The 14,852-nt window shown below is 72.9% G+C and carries 12 protein-coding genes and 1 pseudogene; 10 read left to right on the top strand and 3 right to left on the bottom strand.

From position 1 onward, the window contains the following. Positions 1–59: 59 nt before the first annotated feature. A pseudogene (locus FCI23_RS07445) lies at positions 60–281 on the top strand (DNA-binding protein); the annotation flags it as partial. Positions 282–338: 57 nt separating this feature from the next. Here the strand turns inward: FCI23_RS07445 and FCI23_RS07440 are convergent. The 3 genes from FCI23_RS07440 to FCI23_RS07430 all read right to left on the bottom strand — a co-directional run bounded on the left by FCI23_RS07440 (position 339) and on the right by FCI23_RS07430 (position 4,665). After that, positions 339–2,090: an ABC transporter ATP-binding protein gene (locus FCI23_RS07440; protein WP_136722656.1), complete on the bottom strand. Its 1,752-nt coding sequence runs from the start codon at positions 2,088–2,090 to the stop codon at positions 339–341. Then, positions 2,087–3,865, bottom strand: coding sequence for an ABC transporter transmembrane domain-containing protein (locus FCI23_RS07435; protein ID WP_136722655.1), 1,779 nt, complete (start codon positions 3,863–3,865; stop codon positions 2,087–2,089). The genes FCI23_RS07440 and FCI23_RS07435 overlap by 4 nt, the downstream gene beginning before the upstream one ends. Before the next feature lie 287 nt (positions 3,866–4,152). Next, positions 4,153–4,665, bottom strand: coding sequence for a cupin domain-containing protein (locus tag FCI23_RS07430; RefSeq protein ID WP_136722654.1), 513 nt, complete (start codon positions 4,663–4,665; stop codon positions 4,153–4,155). Positions 4,666–4,739: 74 nt separating this feature from the next. Here FCI23_RS07430 and FCI23_RS07425 point away from each other — a divergent pair, with 74 nt between their 5' ends. From FCI23_RS07425 to FCI23_RS07385, 9 genes are all read left to right on the top strand, one after another. Then, complete coding sequence (locus tag FCI23_RS07425) at positions 4,740–5,213, top strand: RrF2 family transcriptional regulator (protein ID WP_136722653.1); 474 nt, start codon at positions 4,740–4,742, stop codon at positions 5,211–5,213. Continuing rightward, on the top strand, positions 5,210–6,136 hold the full coding sequence (locus tag FCI23_RS07420) for a DsbA family oxidoreductase (RefSeq protein WP_246143478.1): 927 nt from the start codon (positions 5,210–5,212) through the stop codon (positions 6,134–6,136). The genes FCI23_RS07425 and FCI23_RS07420 overlap by 4 nt, the downstream gene beginning before the upstream one ends. A gap of 455 nt (positions 6,137–6,591) precedes the next feature. Beyond that, entirely contained in the window at positions 6,592–8,154 is a 1,563-nt protein-coding gene (locus FCI23_RS07415) for an ABC transporter substrate-binding protein (RefSeq protein WP_136722652.1), read from the top strand. After that, positions 8,151–9,218 (top strand): ABC transporter permease, encoded by a 1,068-nt coding sequence (locus FCI23_RS07410; protein ID WP_136722651.1) that lies wholly within the window; start codon positions 8,151–8,153, stop codon positions 9,216–9,218. The genes FCI23_RS07415 and FCI23_RS07410 overlap by 4 nt, the downstream gene beginning before the upstream one ends. Further along, a complete protein-coding gene (locus FCI23_RS07405; protein ID WP_136722650.1) occupies positions 9,215–10,258 on the top strand; it encodes an ABC transporter permease in 1,044 nt (347 codons plus the stop codon). The genes FCI23_RS07410 and FCI23_RS07405 overlap by 4 nt, the downstream gene beginning before the upstream one ends. After that, positions 10,236–11,363: an ABC transporter ATP-binding protein gene (locus FCI23_RS07400; protein ID WP_246143477.1), complete on the top strand. Its 1,128-nt coding sequence runs from the start codon at positions 10,236–10,238 to the stop codon at positions 11,361–11,363. The genes FCI23_RS07405 and FCI23_RS07400 overlap by 23 nt, the downstream gene beginning before the upstream one ends. Then, entirely contained in the window at positions 11,360–12,400 is a 1,041-nt protein-coding gene (locus FCI23_RS07395) for an ABC transporter ATP-binding protein (RefSeq protein WP_136722649.1), read from the top strand. The genes FCI23_RS07400 and FCI23_RS07395 overlap by 4 nt, the downstream gene beginning before the upstream one ends. Positions 12,401–12,429: 29 nt before the next feature. Continuing rightward, positions 12,430–13,563 carry an LLM class flavin-dependent oxidoreductase gene (locus tag FCI23_RS07390; RefSeq protein WP_136722648.1) on the top strand — a complete coding sequence of 378 codons (1,134 nt, stop codon included), beginning with the start codon at positions 12,430–12,432 and terminating at the stop codon, positions 13,561–13,563. 62 nt (positions 13,564–13,625) lie between these two features. Continuing rightward, positions 13,626–14,849 (top strand): acyl-CoA dehydrogenase family protein, encoded by a 1,224-nt coding sequence (locus FCI23_RS07385; RefSeq protein WP_136722647.1) that lies wholly within the window; start codon positions 13,626–13,628, stop codon positions 14,847–14,849. The last annotated feature ends 3 nt before the right edge of the window (positions 14,850–14,852 follow it).

The raw sequence follows: 14,852 nt of genomic DNA, 5'->3' as shown, positions 1-14,852 counted from the left end.
CGGCCACGCCGTCGCCCCGGACGATCGGCACGTGGGGAAGCGTGCGGCGGAACTGGGCCCTGGACCACACCGATATCACCGCCGCTTTGAGCCTCGTGCCACTGGCTCGCGGGGAAAAGGACGAACTGGCAGCCGGACTCCTCCAGATGGCGCGGGGTCGCGGCATGACCTGGCCGCAGATCGCGTTCGGTCTCGGGCTCGGCCCTCCGCAGGCCGCCAGGCAGCGCTATGAACGACTGGTCGGCCGTACCGCCACCGGCGCGGAGCAAGGCCCAGAGTAGAACAGAGCTGGCTCGTCTCGGTGAACGCGACCTTGTGGACCGGCGAAGAATGCCGGTTCAGGGAGCGGCCGGGGGCTCGCCGTGCCACGAGTGCCAGAGCGCGGCGTAGGCGCCGCCGGCTGCCACGAGGTCGTCGTGGGTACCGAGTTCGGTCAGGCGGCCGCCTTCCATCACGGCCACCCGGTCCGCGTCATGGGCGGTGTGCAGGCGGTGCGCGATGGCGATGACGGTCCGTCCCTGGAGGACGGCGGCCAGCGCGCGCTCCGTGTGGCGCGCGGTCCTCGGGTCCAGGAGCGCGGTGGCCTCATCGAGGATCAGCGTGTGCGGATCGGCCAGTACGACGCGCGCCAGGGCCAGTTGCTGGGCCTGTGAGCCGTCCGGCCGGTATCCTCCGGCGCCCAGTGCGGTGTCCAGGCCGTCGGGCAGTTCGCCGGCCCAGTCGGCGCCGACGGCGGCGAGGGCCGCGTGGAGCCCGGCATCGGTGGCGGCGGGCGCGGCGATCAGCAGATTGTCGCGAACCGTGCCGAGGAATACGTGGTGCTCCTGGGTGACGAGGACGATGTGCCGGCGCAGCTGGTCGGGGTCCAGATCGGCGACCGGGATCCGCCCTACCGTCACCGTGCCGGTGTGCGGTGCGTCGACGCCCGCGAGCAGTCTGCTCAGGGTGGTCTTGCCGGCTCCGGAGGGGCCGACGAGGGCCAGCCGCTCACCGGGCCGCACGGTCAGGTCGACTCCGTGCAGGACGTCGCCTCCGCCGTCGTAGGCGTAATGCACACCGGCGACGTCGATCCGGTCATCGACGGGGGCGGGAGAGACGGCCGACGCCGCTCGCGGGGTCCGGGCCAGGCCCTCGACCCTGGCGAAGGAGGCGCTGCTGCTCTGCAACTGCTCGACCCACATCAAGATGGTGTCCAGCGGCTGGGTCAGCTGCCGCAGATACAGGGCGGCGGCGACCACCGCGCCCAGACTCATCGCGCCGTGGTCGTGCAGCATACCGCCGGCCAGCAGCACACCGACCACGGGGATGATGTACGAGATGTCCACGGCCGGGAAGAACACACTGCGCAGGAACAGTGTCCGGGTCCGGGTCCGGCGACACGCCTCGATCGCCTCCCGGCTCGCGGCGACGCGGCGCTCCTGCAGCCCGAAGGCCTCGACGGTGCGGGCGGCCGAGGCGGTGGCCGCGAGGATCTCGGCGAGCGCCGAGTTGGCCGCGCCCTCGTCGAGGTAGGCGGAGCGCGCCCGGCGCAGATACCAGCGCAGCGCGAACCAGATGCCGGTCAGACCGAGCACTCCGCACCCGCCGAGCAGCGGGTCGAGGACGAAAACCGCGCCGAGGATGAACAGCGACTGGACCATGGCGATGAGCACCTCCGGTCCGGCATCGCGCAAAGTCGCGCCCACCGCCGTGACATCGGCGGTGCCACGGGCTGTCAGATCGCCCGTGCCGGCCCGCTCGATGACCGAGGCGGGCAGCGCGAGCGCCCGGTCGACGAACTGCTCGCGGACGCGTGCCAGCGTGCGTTCCCCGAAACGGTGTCCGACGTAGCGGGCGTAGCGTGCCAGGAGCAACTGCGCCAGCGAGAACACCAGGATGGCGAATGCCACCCGGTCCACCGTGCCCACCGCGCCGCCCGCCTGGACGGTGTCGATGATGCGGCCGAGCAACCACGGCCCGACGAGCCCGGCCCCGGCGGCCAGCGCGTTGAGGGCCAGCAGTGCGGCGAAGGCGCGGCCGTCCAGCCGGATCAGCCGGGCCGCCGCCGCGCGTACGTCGGACGGCTCGGCGATGGGCAGCTGGGCGGTCATCGAACGGCCTCCTCGGACGGCCGGGCGCCGTCGTCCTCGTTGTCGTTGTCGTTCCCGTCCTCGTCCTCCGCGCCACGAGCCACCAGCGCACGGTAGCCGGGCTCCTCGCCGAGCAGCTTCCGGTGGCTGCCTACGGCGGCGACCTTGCCGTCCACCAGGTAGTACACGGTGTCCGCCTGGTCCAGCAGGAGCGGGGAGGTGCCGGTGACGAGGGTGGTGCGGCCGGAGCGCACGGCGCGCAGCCGGGCCGCGAGGGCGGCTTCGGTGTGGGCGTCGAGCGCCGAGGTGGGTTCCAGGGCCAGCAGCACCTCGGGATCGGCGAGCAGGGCCCGGACCAGGCGGATGCGCTGCCGCTGGCCGCCGGAGAGATTGCGGCCCTGCGCGTCGAGCAGCGAGTCGAGTCCGTCGGGCAGGGCGCGCACGATGTCCTGCGCCACGGCCGCGTGGACGGCGCGGTCGATCGTGGCATCGTCCTTGTCGTACGGGCCCCACCGGCCGGAGACCACTTCGCGCAGCGTGCCGGCGAACAGGTCGGCCTCGTTGTCCGCGACCAGGATCCGCCTCCGGACCTGCGGCAGCGCGACCTCGTCGAGGCGTACCCCGCCCCAGGTGACCGCCGAGCGTTCGAACCGGCCGAGGCGGTCGACGACGGCCGCCGACTCCGAGGGCCGGGCGCTGACCAGCGCGGTCAGCTTCCCGGGTGCCACCTCGACACCGGAGGCCGGATCGCGCAGTGCGGACGGTGACGCCGGGGCGTCCGCGATGGTCCGGTCGCTGCCCGTGGTGTCGGGCTCCAGGGACAGGAACCGGATGACCCGCCGGGCGGCGACCTTGCCGCGGGTGAGTTCATAGCCGCTCTCGATGAAGAACGCCACCGGCACCACGAGGACCGCGACATAACCGTAGACCGCCACCAACTCGCCGATCGTTATGTCCCCCTGCGCGGCCATCCGGGCCGCCAGCCACGTCACGACGGCGAGAAACATCGTCGGCAGTCCGAGGCCGAGCGCCTGGACCCAGCTGGTCACGGCCCCGACCCGGTATCCCTGCGCCACCAGTTTCCGCGAGTCGTGCCGGAAGTTGTCGGCGTACAGCCCTTTGCCGCCGAGGCCGTTGAGGACCCGCAGGCCGCCCGCCAGATCCCCGATCCGGGCGGCCAGCCCGCTCTGGCGTTCGCGGTACGCCGCTTCCGCGCTCTGCAACCGCCCCAGCAGCGGGCCGACCAGCACGCCGATCAGCGGAACACCCAGCAGTACCAACGCAGAGAGCAGCACAGAGATGGACAGCAGCAACCCGGCCACGACCAGGTAGGCGACGACCGCGCCGACACCTGGGCCGGCCATCGTGAGGGCCTGGGAGATCTGCTGGACATCGCTGACGCCGATCGTGACGATTTCCCCGGCACTGACCTGGCGCGGCAGTGCCGCGCCCAGCCGGGTCGCCTGCCCGACCACCGCCTTGACGGTGCGGAAGTTGGCGTCCATCCGGAGCCTGGTCATCGTGCGGTGCCGCATGATGCTCACCCAGGCGTTCAGCACCCCGACGCCCAGCAGCGCCGCGCTCCAGCCGGCCAGCACGGCCAAGTGCCCGGGCTCCAGCCCGTCATCGATCGCGCGTGAGAGTAAGTACGGCGCCAGCACCAGGAGCACCATCCAGACGCTGCCGAACAGCGCGCCGCCGGCGGCCCGGCGAGGCTGACGGGCGAGCAGCCACCACAGGTACCGCCCGGGACTGCGACGGTCAGGGGTGCCCGAGTCCGCGTACGAATCAATCATCCACCGCACCTCGGCGATCGTCGGCCCAATCGCCCCCGGCACCACTCACAGGCCCGGACGCGCTGTGTCACTTCGGATCAGTTCGGATCAGCGGAATTCCGTGAGCGGATCGGTGACGGCCTCCCGCCACCGATCCCGGTGGCCGCTCGGAAGGAGGCGGCAGTACGCAACGACCAACAGCTCACCACCCCTGTTGGAGGAACGCGGGGGCATCTCGGCGGTGAGCGTCGTCATGTCGTTCAGTGGACCAAGCAGTGCCTTCCGCCGCAACCGAATTGCCCTCGCCGCTACCTCTGTTCCCCGGCGTCGTCACCGTGCCCCAGCACGTACAGCCCCGGCAGGTTCACCACGATGGCCTCCTGGGTGCTGCGGGCGATCACGACGACGGCCTCCTCGTCCGGGCTCGGATTCTCCTCGCGGTGCGGGACGTACGGCGGGACGAAGATGTAGTCGCCGGGGGAGGTGCGGAGCCGGATTTCCTGGGGGGCGCCGTCCGAGTCGTCGAGGAAGACGAACTCCGGGTGGCCGCTCACGACGTGGATCGCCGTCTCGGAGGCGCCGTGGTGGTGGTCGGAGGAGGCGGTGGCGGGGGCGACATGGGTCTGGCCCATCCAGATCCGCTCGGAGCCGACGGTGCGCCCGCTGATCGCGGCGAACCGGCGCATGCCGCCGCTCTGTGCGGTGTCCCCGTCCAGTGCGTCGGCGCGGATGTGATGCACCCGCGTCCGCAGAGGCAGCGCCGGGCTGTCCCCGTCGGCGTCGGGAAGATCGGGGTGGAAGCCTTCGACGTGCGAGGTCATATTTCGACCGTAGAGAGCGCGCCGAATGGATGTCAAGATGTATCCATTGTCGCGGCCTGCAGGAAGACGGTGTCATGCATATCTCGGCGAAGGCGGACTACGCGGTGCGGGCGCTGGCGGAGCTGGCCGCCGACGCGGAACGGCCGCTCACCTGTGAGGCCATCGCCTCGGCCCAGGAGATCCCGTTCCGGTTTCTCAAGTCGGTCTTCCGCCAGCTGCGCCAGGCCGGGCTGGTCCGCAGCCAGCGTGGCTGCGAGGGCGGCTACTGGCTCGGCCGCGACGCCTCGGAGATCACGCTGGCGGAGGTGATGGTCGCCGTGGACGGTGATTTCATGACGCTGCGGGGGGAACGGCTCGACGCCCTGGCATATCCCGGCGCGGCCGGTCTGCTGCCCGCCGTCTGGCGCGCGGTGCAGGAGGCGGCGGACGCCGTGGTCGGCCGTATGACGCTGGCCGAGCTGGTGAGCGGCGGTGGCCTGGACGGACTCCTGCCGTCCCGCGTCCCGGCACCCCGGGGCCGGGCCGCCGACAGCGTGGTGCCGGCGTGAGCGGGGAGTCCGCCCGCCCGGTGACACCCGTGGGCGGGCCCGTCGTCGAGGTCGTTGAGTTCACCGACCCGGCCTGCCCGTGGGCCTGGGGCTCGGAGCCGACCTTCCGCCGGCTGCGGTACGCGTTGGGCGGCCAGGTCGCCTGGCGCAGGGTGTTCGGCATTCTCTTCGACGAGGACGAGGACGAGGACCCCGCCCCCGATCCGGACGCGGAGACCCGCTGGTACCGCGGGTTCATCGCGGGGATCGCCGCGCACACCCGGGCGCCGCACACCCCGCGGCTGCAGTGGGTGGCCCGGACGAGCTGGCCCGCCTCCCTCGCGGCCAAGGCGGCGGAGTCGCAGTCCGCCGACGTCGCCGAACGGGTGCTGCGACGGCTGCGCGAGGCCACGTTCGTACTCGGTACCCCGGCCGACACCGAGGACGGGGTCCTGGCCGCCGTCGCCGGCGTTCCCGGGCTGGACAAGCCCCGTCTGCTGCGCGACATGCGGGCGGACGCGACCCGGCAGGCCGTCCGCCGGGACTGGACCGAGACCCGCCGCCCGGACCACCGGGTCCTGCGGCTCGATGCTCCCGGTCCGCACGGCGGCCGGGCCAAGCTCGTGGGCGGACGCCATCGGTACGCCCTGCCGACCCTGTTGCTGACGGGGCCGGGGGGCCGGGCGGTCGTCCCGGGATGGCGCCGCTACGAGGAGTATCTGGACGCCGCCTGCCAGGTCGCCCCCGGGCTGCGGCCGGCCCCCGGGCTGCCCTGCGCGGAGGAGGCACTGGAGGGGCACCGGTCTCTCACCGAGCCGGAGTTGGAGCTGCTCACCGGCTGTCCGGACCCGCCGGCGCGGGCCGTCCGCGTCGATACCGGCAATGGCTTGCTCTGGCTGCACCCGGACGAGGCGCGGGTGCATCCGGCGGTCCTGCGGCCCTAGCGCATGCCGGGCGACCCGGTGTGGCCGCCGGACACTGCCTGGTGGCGAGGGTCTCGGCCAATGAGACACCTCTAGGTATCCATTGACACCGGTTCGGCCACCCCGCCAAGATGGCGGCATGAATTCGACGCACCTTGGTGTGGTGTGCCGCTACGTGGACTACCGGCGTACCTCCAGCGCTCTCTGTCGCTGACCGCCGCCCCTCTCCCGGCGCGCCCGTCCCGTTCCCCCGCCCGGACCGTCCGCTGAGCCCGGCCGTGCACCGCGCGTCCGTCTGATCCCGTGGACCGTTCCGTCGGGCTTCCGCTGCGTCCCCACCCTTCGCGGCCCTCCCCTCGCTCTTCTCTTGCCCCTACCTTCCGCGCGCCGCCGGTACGCCGGCCAGGCGCCGTACGGCCGTGCCCGCACGCCCTCCGACGGGGGCCGCACACGGCCGAGAAAGGTGACGCACGCCCATGCCTATCCTCCGGACCCATTCCACCCCCGCCGCCGTCGCCGGCCTGGGCAGACGGTCGTTCCTCGGGCTCTCCCTCGGCGCCGGCGCAGCGCTGGCCCTCGCCGCCTGCGGCGGCAACGCGTCGCCGACGACGGCCGGTGGCACCAACGGCACCCTCAAGTGGGGCTGGGCGCTGCCCACTTCGTGGGACCCGGTCACCTCCTCGGCCGGCTGGGACGTACACGTCCTCTCGCTCACCTACGCGGCACTGACCAGACTGGACGAGAAGGGCGACCCGGTCCCGGCGCTCGCCGAGTCCTGGAAGTACGACACCACGGGATCGTCCGTCACCTTCACCCTGCGCAAGGGCCTGACCTTCAGCGACGGTACGGTCCTGAACGCCACTGCCGTCAAGAAGAGCCTGGAACGCGGCCGGGACGACGCCAAGTCGCTCGTCGCCGCCCAACTCGTCAACGTCAAGAAGATCACCGCACCCGACGCGCTCACCGTCACCGTCGAACTGGCGCAGCCGGACTTCCAGATCCCGGCGCTGCTGGCGGGCAAGACCGGCATGGTCGTCAACCCCAAGGTCTTCGAGGCCGACGCCGCGTCGATCGCCACCGAACCGGCCGGCGCCGGGCCCTTCACCCTCACCTCGTACGTACAGAACTCCAAGGCCGTACTGCGCCGCAGCCCCAGCTACTGGGACGCCAAGCAGATCAAGGTCGAGAACTTCGAGGTCTACCCGCTCCCCGAGGCCACCACCGTCGTCGCGGCCCTCCAGTCCGGCCAGTACAACGTCGCCCAGATCCCGGGCAGTCAGGTGGCGGCAGCCAAGGCGGCCGGACTGAAGGTGCAGGTCATCCCCTCCCTGGTGGTGGCGGTGCTGGACGTCAACATCAAGCAGGCGCCCTTCACCGACCCCGACGTGGCCCTCGCGCTGAAGTACGCCGTCGACCGCGAGGAACTGCTCAAGACCGCCGCCTTCGGGTACGGCGAGGTCGCCTACCAGCCGTTCCCCAAGGGCTACGTCGGCCACAACGACGAACTCGACGGCCTGTACGCCTACAACCCGGCCAAGGCCAAGGAACTGCTGGCGAAGGCCGGGCACGCCGGCGGACTCGAACTCACCATCACCACCTCCCAGGCGCAGGGCATCCCCGAACTGCTCCAGGCCCAGCTCAAGAAGGTCGGCATAACCGCGAAGATCGAGACCATCCCGGCGGCGCAGGCCACCCAGATCATCTACGTCCAGCACAGCAAGGCGCTCTTCACCGACCAGTTCGCCGGACGCGACTCGGCCGTCCAGGCATTCCAGGTGCTCTTCGGCGACCAGGGCCTGATGAACCCCGGCCGGACCACCTCGCCCGAGCTGCAGAAGGCGCTGGACGCCGTCCGCGGTACCCCGCTGGACTCCGCCGACTATCCCAAGGCGCTCCAGGCGGCCACGGCGATCGCGGTGAAGGCCCAGCCCAACGTCTTCCTCTACACCGTCCCCCGGATCCTGGCCCGCAATGACAAGGTCTCAGAGATCCCCGGGTACACCGTCGTCCAGCGCTTCGAGGGAGTCACCGCGTCGTGAGCGCGCCCGGCGGGACGCTCCCCGCCCAACGCAGACGCGCCGCACGCGGCTGGGCGCCTCTCGCCCGCCGCGCGGCGGCCGCCCCCCGCTCCCTGGGCCGGCTGCTCGCCGTCACCGGGACCGTCTTCCTGCTCTCCTCCCTGCTCACCTTCGGACTCGGTGCCCTCTCCGGCGCCAACCCGGCCGCGGCGGTGCTCGGCGACACCGCGACCCCGGCCGACATCGCGCGTATGCAGCATCAGTTCGGCCTCGACCGGCCACTGGTGACGCAGTACTTCAGCTGGCTCGGCCACGTCCTCACCGGCGACTTCGGCCGGTCGTGGTTCACCTCCGTCCCCGTCTCGGACAGCATCGGCCAGGCCCTCCCTGTGGACCTGTCGATCGCCGGGCTCGCACTGCTGCTGGCCGTCCTGCTCGGCGGCGGGGCCGGCATCGCCGCCGCGCTGAACAGCGGCGGACGGATCGACCGCACCGTCACACTGGTCTGCTCAGTGCTGGGCACCCTGCCGCCGTTCGTCCTGGCCATCGGCCTCATCGTGCTCTTCTCGGTGCAGCTCGGCGCGCTGCCCTCCGGCGGTTACGTCCCGTTCGCCACCGGCCCCGGCCAGTGGCTGCGGTACGCGATCCTGCCCGCCTTCGCCCTCAGCCTCGACGCCGCCGCCTCCATCGCCAGGCAGCTGCGCACCTCGCTGGTCGGGGAGTTGCGGGAGAACTACGTGACCGGCGCGGTGATGCGTGGCTTCTCGGCGCGCCGCGTGCTGTTCGGGCACGTCCTGCGGAACGCCGCCGGACCCGCCCTGACCGTACTCGGGATGAGTGTGCCGGCGATCCTCGGCGGAGCGGTCGTCACCGAACGCATCTTCAACCTGCCGGGCATCGCCCAGCTGTCCCTGCAGTCCGCCGAGCAGCACGACATCCCCGTCGTCCAGGGCACCCTGCTGGTCACCGTCGTCGTCGTGCTCCTCGCCAACGTGGCGGTCAACGCGGCCCTGACCGCCCTCAACCCGGCCGCCCGACGCGGCCCCGCTCCGGAGGCCGCGACAGCGGAAGGGAGCCCGTCATGAACACCCTGCGCCGCGCCTGGCGGCTTCGTACGGCCCGCATCGCCCTTGTCGTCCTCGCCGTGGTCGCGGTGGTGGCCGTCGCCGGCGGCACCCTCGCCCCGTACGACCCACTCGCCCAGGACACCGCCGACCTGCTGCACGGCCCGAGCGCGCACCACCTGCTCGGCACCGACTACCTCGGCCGTGACGTGCTCAGCAGGCTGCTGGCCGGCACGGCGCTGTCCGTCGCCGGGGCGCTGGAGGCCGTCGGCGCCGCCGCGCTGGTCGGCGTCGTCCCCGGGCTCGCCTCGGTCTGGCTGGGCCGTGGGGTGGAGTGGACCGCGCTGCGCGTCGTCGACGCCCTGATGACCCTGCCGTTCACCGTCTTCGCCATCGCGGTGGTCGGTGCCCTCGGCAATGGCATGCACCAGGCGATGCTCGCCCTCGGTGTGCTCTTCTCCCCGCTGTTCTTCCGCGTCACCCGAGCCGCCGCGCTCGGCCTGAAGCAGGCTCAGTACGTCGAGGCCGCCGAGCTGATGGGCGCCTCCCGGCGGTGGATCCTGCGGGTCCACATCTGGGGCAAGATCCTGCCGACCGTCGCCGTCACCACGGCCCAGGCGACCGGACAGGCGCTGCTGGTCGTCGCCTCCCTCACCTTCCTCGGCCTCGGCGTCCAGCCCCCCGACCCCACCTGGGGCGGCATGCTCGCCAGCGACCTCGGCTACCTCGCCCAGCAGCCCTGGGCCCCGCTCTTCCCCGCCGCCGTCATCATGATCACCGTCGGCGCCCTCAACCTCCTCGCCGACGCGATCCGCGACAGCGGCGCCGATGCCGATGCCCCGGCGGGTACGCAGGGCGCCGGTGCCGGGCCCGTCCGGCGAACCTTCGCCGCTGCCCTGCGTGGAACCGGCCGGCTGCGGCCGGTCCGCGACCGCCGGGCCGCACCGTCGCACCTCCCGCCGTCGCAGCGGGACGAACCGAGCCCGCCGGCACCGAATCCGCCTCAGTCCACGCAGCCGCCCCGCGAGGAGCAGACCGATGCCACCGTCCCCGTCGCCTGAGCCACGGCCGCCCATGCCGCCCAGCCACTCGGGGGAGGCCGGAAGCCCGCACCGGCCCGAGGCCGGAACTGCCGCCCTGCCGCGCGAGCCGCGGCCCGCGGGCACCACGGCAGTGCTGGACGTCGAAGGGCTCACCGTCACCGTGGGCGGCAGCCGGACCCGTGCCGTGCGCGACGTGTCGTTCACCCTCGCCCGGGGCGAATCCGTCGGCCTGGTGGGGGAGTCCGGCAGCGGCAAGAGCCTCACCTGCCGCTCGGTCCTGGGCGTGCTGCCGCCCGGCTGCGAGGTCTCATCCGGCCGGGCCGTCCTCGGCAACGGCGGCGGCGAGGCCGCCGAACTCACCGCACTGACCCGCAAGCGGTGGGACGCCGTCCGCGGCCGACGGCTCGGCGCGGTCTTCCAGGACCCGGCGTCGTACCTCAACCCCGCGCTCACCGTGGGCCGCCAGCTCGCCGAACAGCTCCGGGTCAAGCTCGGTCTGTCCCGTACCGAGGCCCACGCCCGGGCGGTCGAACTGTTCACCGACGTCGGCCTGCACCGGCCGTCCGACGTCTATCACCAGTACCCGCACGAGCTGTCCGGCGGCATGCTGCAACGCGTCCTCATCGCCGTCGCGATCTCCTGCGAGCCCGAACTGCTCATCGCCGACGAGGCCACCACCGCCCTGGACGTCGTCATCCAGGCCGAGATCCTCGAACTCCTCAGGCGGCTGCGCGCCGAACACGGCCTCGCGCTGCTGCTGGTCACCCACGACCTGGCCGTGGTCGCCGAGATCTGCGACCGGATTCTCGTGATGTACGCCGGGGAGATCGTCGAGAACGGCCCGACAGCCGGCGTCCTGGCCGCCCCAGCACACCCCTACACCGAGGCCCTGCTGCGGGTCGCCTCCATCGGCGAATGGGGACGCCGCGAGCTCGACACCATCCCCGGCCGCCCGCCGGAGGCCGGAGCCGAACTCCCCGGCTGCCGCTTCGCCGACCGCTGCGCCTACGTCACCACCGAGTGCACCGCGGGGCCGGTGCCCCTGTACTCCGTCGGCGAGCACCACCAGTCCCGCTGCCTGCGGGCACCCGCCGCACCGGCCCGGGAAGGAGCCCGCGCATGACGACCGCCACCGCCACCGCCGCCCCGCCGCTGCTCGACATCAGCGGTCTCACCGTCTCGTACGGCCGTCGCAGGCGTACCCGGGTCCTCGACGGCGTCTCGCTCACCGCCCGCTCCGGCGAGATCCTCGGCATCATCGGCGAGACCGGCTCCGGCAAGACCACGCTGGCCCGTGCCACGGTCGGCCTCGTCCGGCCGGACGCCGGACGGATCGGCTTCGACGGTCAGGACCTGGCGGCTCTGGGCGGCGGCGCGCTGCGCGCCTTCCGCCGTACGGGCCAGGTGCAGCTCACCTTCCAGGACCCGCTGCGCTCCCTGGACCCCGAACTGACGGTCCATCGAATAGTGGGCGAACCCCTGGCCGCGACCGGCTCCGCCGGCCGGGAGGAGCGTGCTGCCCGGGTCACGGAAGCGCTCACACTCGTCGGCCTCGACCCCGACGAGCTCGGATCCCGCACCCCCGGCCAGATCTCCGGCGGCCAGCGCCAGCGCGTCTCGCTGGCCCGCGCCATCGTGACCCGGCCGCGGCTGCTGCTCAGCGACGAACCGGTCAGCGCCCTCGACGCCTCCAACCGCAACCTCGTACTGCAGCTCCTGGACCGGCTGCGGCGCGACCTCGACCTGGCCGTCGTCGTCATATCCCACGACCTCAGCTCGCTCGCCGGGATCGCCGACCGGGTCGCCGTCCTCTACCGGGGCCATCTCGTCGAGGAGGGCCCCATCGGCGACGTACTCGACTCCCCGCACCACCCCTACACAGCGCTGCTCACCGCGTCCGCGCCCAGCGTGCGCCGGGAACACCGGCTGCTCCCCGCACAGTTGCGGGCCCCGGCCGGCCGCGAACCCTGGCCGGACGGCGTGGACTGCGCCTTCGCGCCCCGGTGTCGCTTCGCCGGGCCCGAATGCCGTGAAACGCCGCGCCCGGCCGTCGTCGCGGAGCCGGAGACGGAGCCGGATCTGGATCCGGAGACAGCGCCGGACACGACCCGGACCGTCGCCTGCCACCACGCCACGACGTGGCGCGCCCAGCTCGGCTGAATCCTCCCCCGACCCCCCCGGAGCCCCCCATGACCATCGAGTTCATCGGCATCGCCGCCACCCAGGAGACCAGCGAGAGCGGCGCCGCGACCCCCGTCAACGGCAGTACTGGACGCGACGGCGTCTCGGCGCAGACCGAGGCCGCCGCCGCCAGGGGCCCCGTCGTCCAGCCCGGCTACCTGCGCGACCTCGCCCGCGCTCACGAGGAGGCCGGCTTCGACCGGATCCTGGTCGCGCACTCCTCCGCCAGCCCCGACGGCTTCACCGTCGCCGACCAGATCCTCACCCACACCGACCGGCTCGGCGTGCTGCTCGCCCACCGCCCCGGCTTCGTCGCCCCCACCCTCGCCGCACGCAAGTTCGCCACCCTGGACGCCTTCCACCCCGGCCGGGTCGCCCTGCACGTCATCACCGGCGGCGACGACGCCGACCAGGCCCGCGACGGAGACCTCACCGACAAGGTCACCCGCTACCGCCGCACCGACGAATTCCTCGACGTGGTCCGCAGGGAATGGACCGCCGAGACGCCCTTCGACTACGACGGCGAGTTCTACCAGGTCCGCGGCGGCTGGTCCGCGGTACGGCCCGCCGACCCCATCCCCGTCTACTTCGGCGGCGCCTCCGACGACGCGGTCCGGGTCGGCGGCAAGCACGCCGACGTGTACGCCTTCTGGGGCGAGCCGCTCGCCGGGATCGCCGAGCGCATCCGCCAGGTGCGCGCGGCCGCCACCCCCTACGGTCGCGACCCGCGCTTCAGCGTCAGCCTGCGCCCCATCCCCGCCGCCACCGAGACCGAGGCCTGGCAGCGCGCGCAGGAGATCCTCCGGCTCACCAAGGAGCGCACCGGCGAGGAGAGGCAGTACTTCAACCTCAACCACGCGCAGCAGCGCGGTTCCCAGCGCCTCCTGGAGTACGCCGCCCAGGGCGACATCCACGACAAGCGGCTGTGGACCGCCATCGCCAAAACCACCGGCGCCGCCGGCAACTCCACCGCCCTCGTTGGCTCCTACGAGCAGGTCGCCGAATCCCTTCTGGACTATGTGGGGCTGGGTGTCAGCACCCTGCTCATCCGTGGCTTCTCACCGCTGGCCGACGCCCGCGACTACGGGACGCTGGTACGCCTCGTCCGTGAGCGGACCCTCGCCGGGGCGGCAGGCGCATGACCGCCGGGCCGGCCTTGTCGCCTGCGGCGGGCTTCCCCCACCCCGCCCCGGGAGACAGCTCCATGACCCACCACCTCGGCACCTCCATGCCGCCATCGGCCTCAGCACCCGCCCTGCCCACCCCCGACCTGGCCCGCCTGCCCGGTGTAACCGCCGCCCTCGCCGCACGCGCGGCGGAGCACGACCGGGACGCCTCCTTCCCCACGGAGGGCTTCCAGCTCGTCCACGACGCCGGTCTGCTCACCGCGACCGTCGGGACGGCCCACGACGGCCCCGGTGCCGGGCTCACGGACACCGTTCGTATCCTGCGTGCCCTGGGCGCGGGTGACCCGGCCGTCGCACTGGTCAGCGCCATGACGCTGTTCGTCCATGCGGCCGAGGCGCGTGGCCCGGCCTGGCCGACCGCCGCGTACGCCGGCCTGCTGGCCGAGGCGGCCACTCGCCCCGCCCTGGTCAACGCTCTGCGTGTGGAGCCCGAACTCGGCAGCCCCGTCCGCGGCGGGCTGCCCGCCACCACTGCCCGACGCGACGGCGGCCACTGGGTGCTGACCGGCCGGAAGATCTACTCCACCGGGGCCGTCGGGCTCAGCCGCCTGCTGGTGTACGCCCGCACCGACGAGGACCCGGTCCGGGTCGGTTCCTTCATCGTCCGTGCCGGCACCCCGGGCCTGAGCGTCGAACGCACCTGGAACCACCTCGGCCTACGGGCCAGCCGCAGCGACGATGTGATCCTCGACGGAGTCCGGGTCCCCCTCGAGGAGACGATCGGGCTCGCCGAACCCGCCGCCGCTCCCGGCCGCCCCGACGCGGTGACCGGCGCCTGGGGCTCGCTGGGCCTGGCCGCGCTCTACCTCGGCCTAGCAGGCGCCGCCCGCGACTGGCTGACCGGCTTCCTGCACGAGCGCACCCCCACCGCCCTGGGGGCCCCGCTCGCCACCCTGCCCCGCTTCCAGAGCGCCGTCGGCGAGATCGAGGCCTCCCTCGTCGGAGCCGACACCCTCGTCGACGCGCTCGCCGCCCGTATCGATGCCGGTGACCCCGAAGCGGCGGACCGGGCCGGGATCGCGAAGCTTCTCGCCACCCGGGCCGCCACCGGCGCCGTGGAGCAGGCGGTCGGCCTGGTCGGCAACCACGGCCTCACCCTCGACAACCCACTCCAGCGCCACTACCGCGATGTGCTCTGCAGCCGCGTTCACACCCCGCAGGACGACTCCGTCCTGACCGCCGCCGGCCGCGCCGCACTCGCCCGTCACCCCACAGCCAACACCGCTCCGAAGGGAAAATGACCC

Origin of the sequence: Actinacidiphila oryziradicis, from assembly GCF_005047355.1 — a bacterium.
GTDB classification, from domain to species: Bacteria; Actinomycetota; Actinomycetes; order Streptomycetales; family Streptomycetaceae; genus Actinacidiphila; species Actinacidiphila oryziradicis.
Note: the sequence above shows the minus strand (reverse complement) of the source record. Positions and strands in the feature narration are given on the sequence as shown.

What these genes read in the sequence shown, in the direction of transcription:
- FCI23_RS07385 (WP_136722647.1), top strand. Translation starts at nt 13,626, where the DNA reads ATGACCCACCACCTCGGCACCTCCATGCCGCCATCGGCCTCAGCACCC.
- FCI23_RS07400 (WP_246143477.1), top strand. Translation starts at nt 10,236, where the DNA reads ATGCCACCGTCCCCGTCGCCTGAGCCACGGCCGCCCATGCCGCCCAGC.
- FCI23_RS07415 (WP_136722652.1), top strand. Translation starts at nt 6,592, where the DNA reads ATGCCTATCCTCCGGACCCATTCCACCCCCGCCGCCGTCGCCGGCCTG.
- FCI23_RS07405 (WP_136722650.1), top strand. Translation starts at nt 9,215, where the DNA reads ATGAACACCCTGCGCCGCGCCTGGCGGCTTCGTACGGCCCGCATCGCC.
- FCI23_RS07430 (WP_136722654.1), bottom strand. Translation starts at nt 4,665, where the DNA reads ATGACCTCGCACGTCGAAGGCTTCCACCCCGATCTTCCCGACGCCGAC.
- FCI23_RS07390 (WP_136722648.1), top strand. Translation starts at nt 12,430, where the DNA reads ATGACCATCGAGTTCATCGGCATCGCCGCCACCCAGGAGACCAGCGAG.
- FCI23_RS07440 (WP_136722656.1), bottom strand. Translation starts at nt 2,090, where the DNA reads ATGACCGCCCAGCTGCCCATCGCCGAGCCGTCCGACGTACGCGCGGCG.
- FCI23_RS07425 (WP_136722653.1), top strand. Translation starts at nt 4,740, where the DNA reads ATGCATATCTCGGCGAAGGCGGACTACGCGGTGCGGGCGCTGGCGGAG.
- FCI23_RS07395 (WP_136722649.1), top strand. Translation starts at nt 11,360, where the DNA reads ATGACGACCGCCACCGCCACCGCCGCCCCGCCGCTGCTCGACATCAGC.
- FCI23_RS07435 (WP_136722655.1), bottom strand. Translation starts at nt 3,865, where the DNA reads ATGATTGATTCGTACGCGGACTCGGGCACCCCTGACCGTCGCAGTCCC.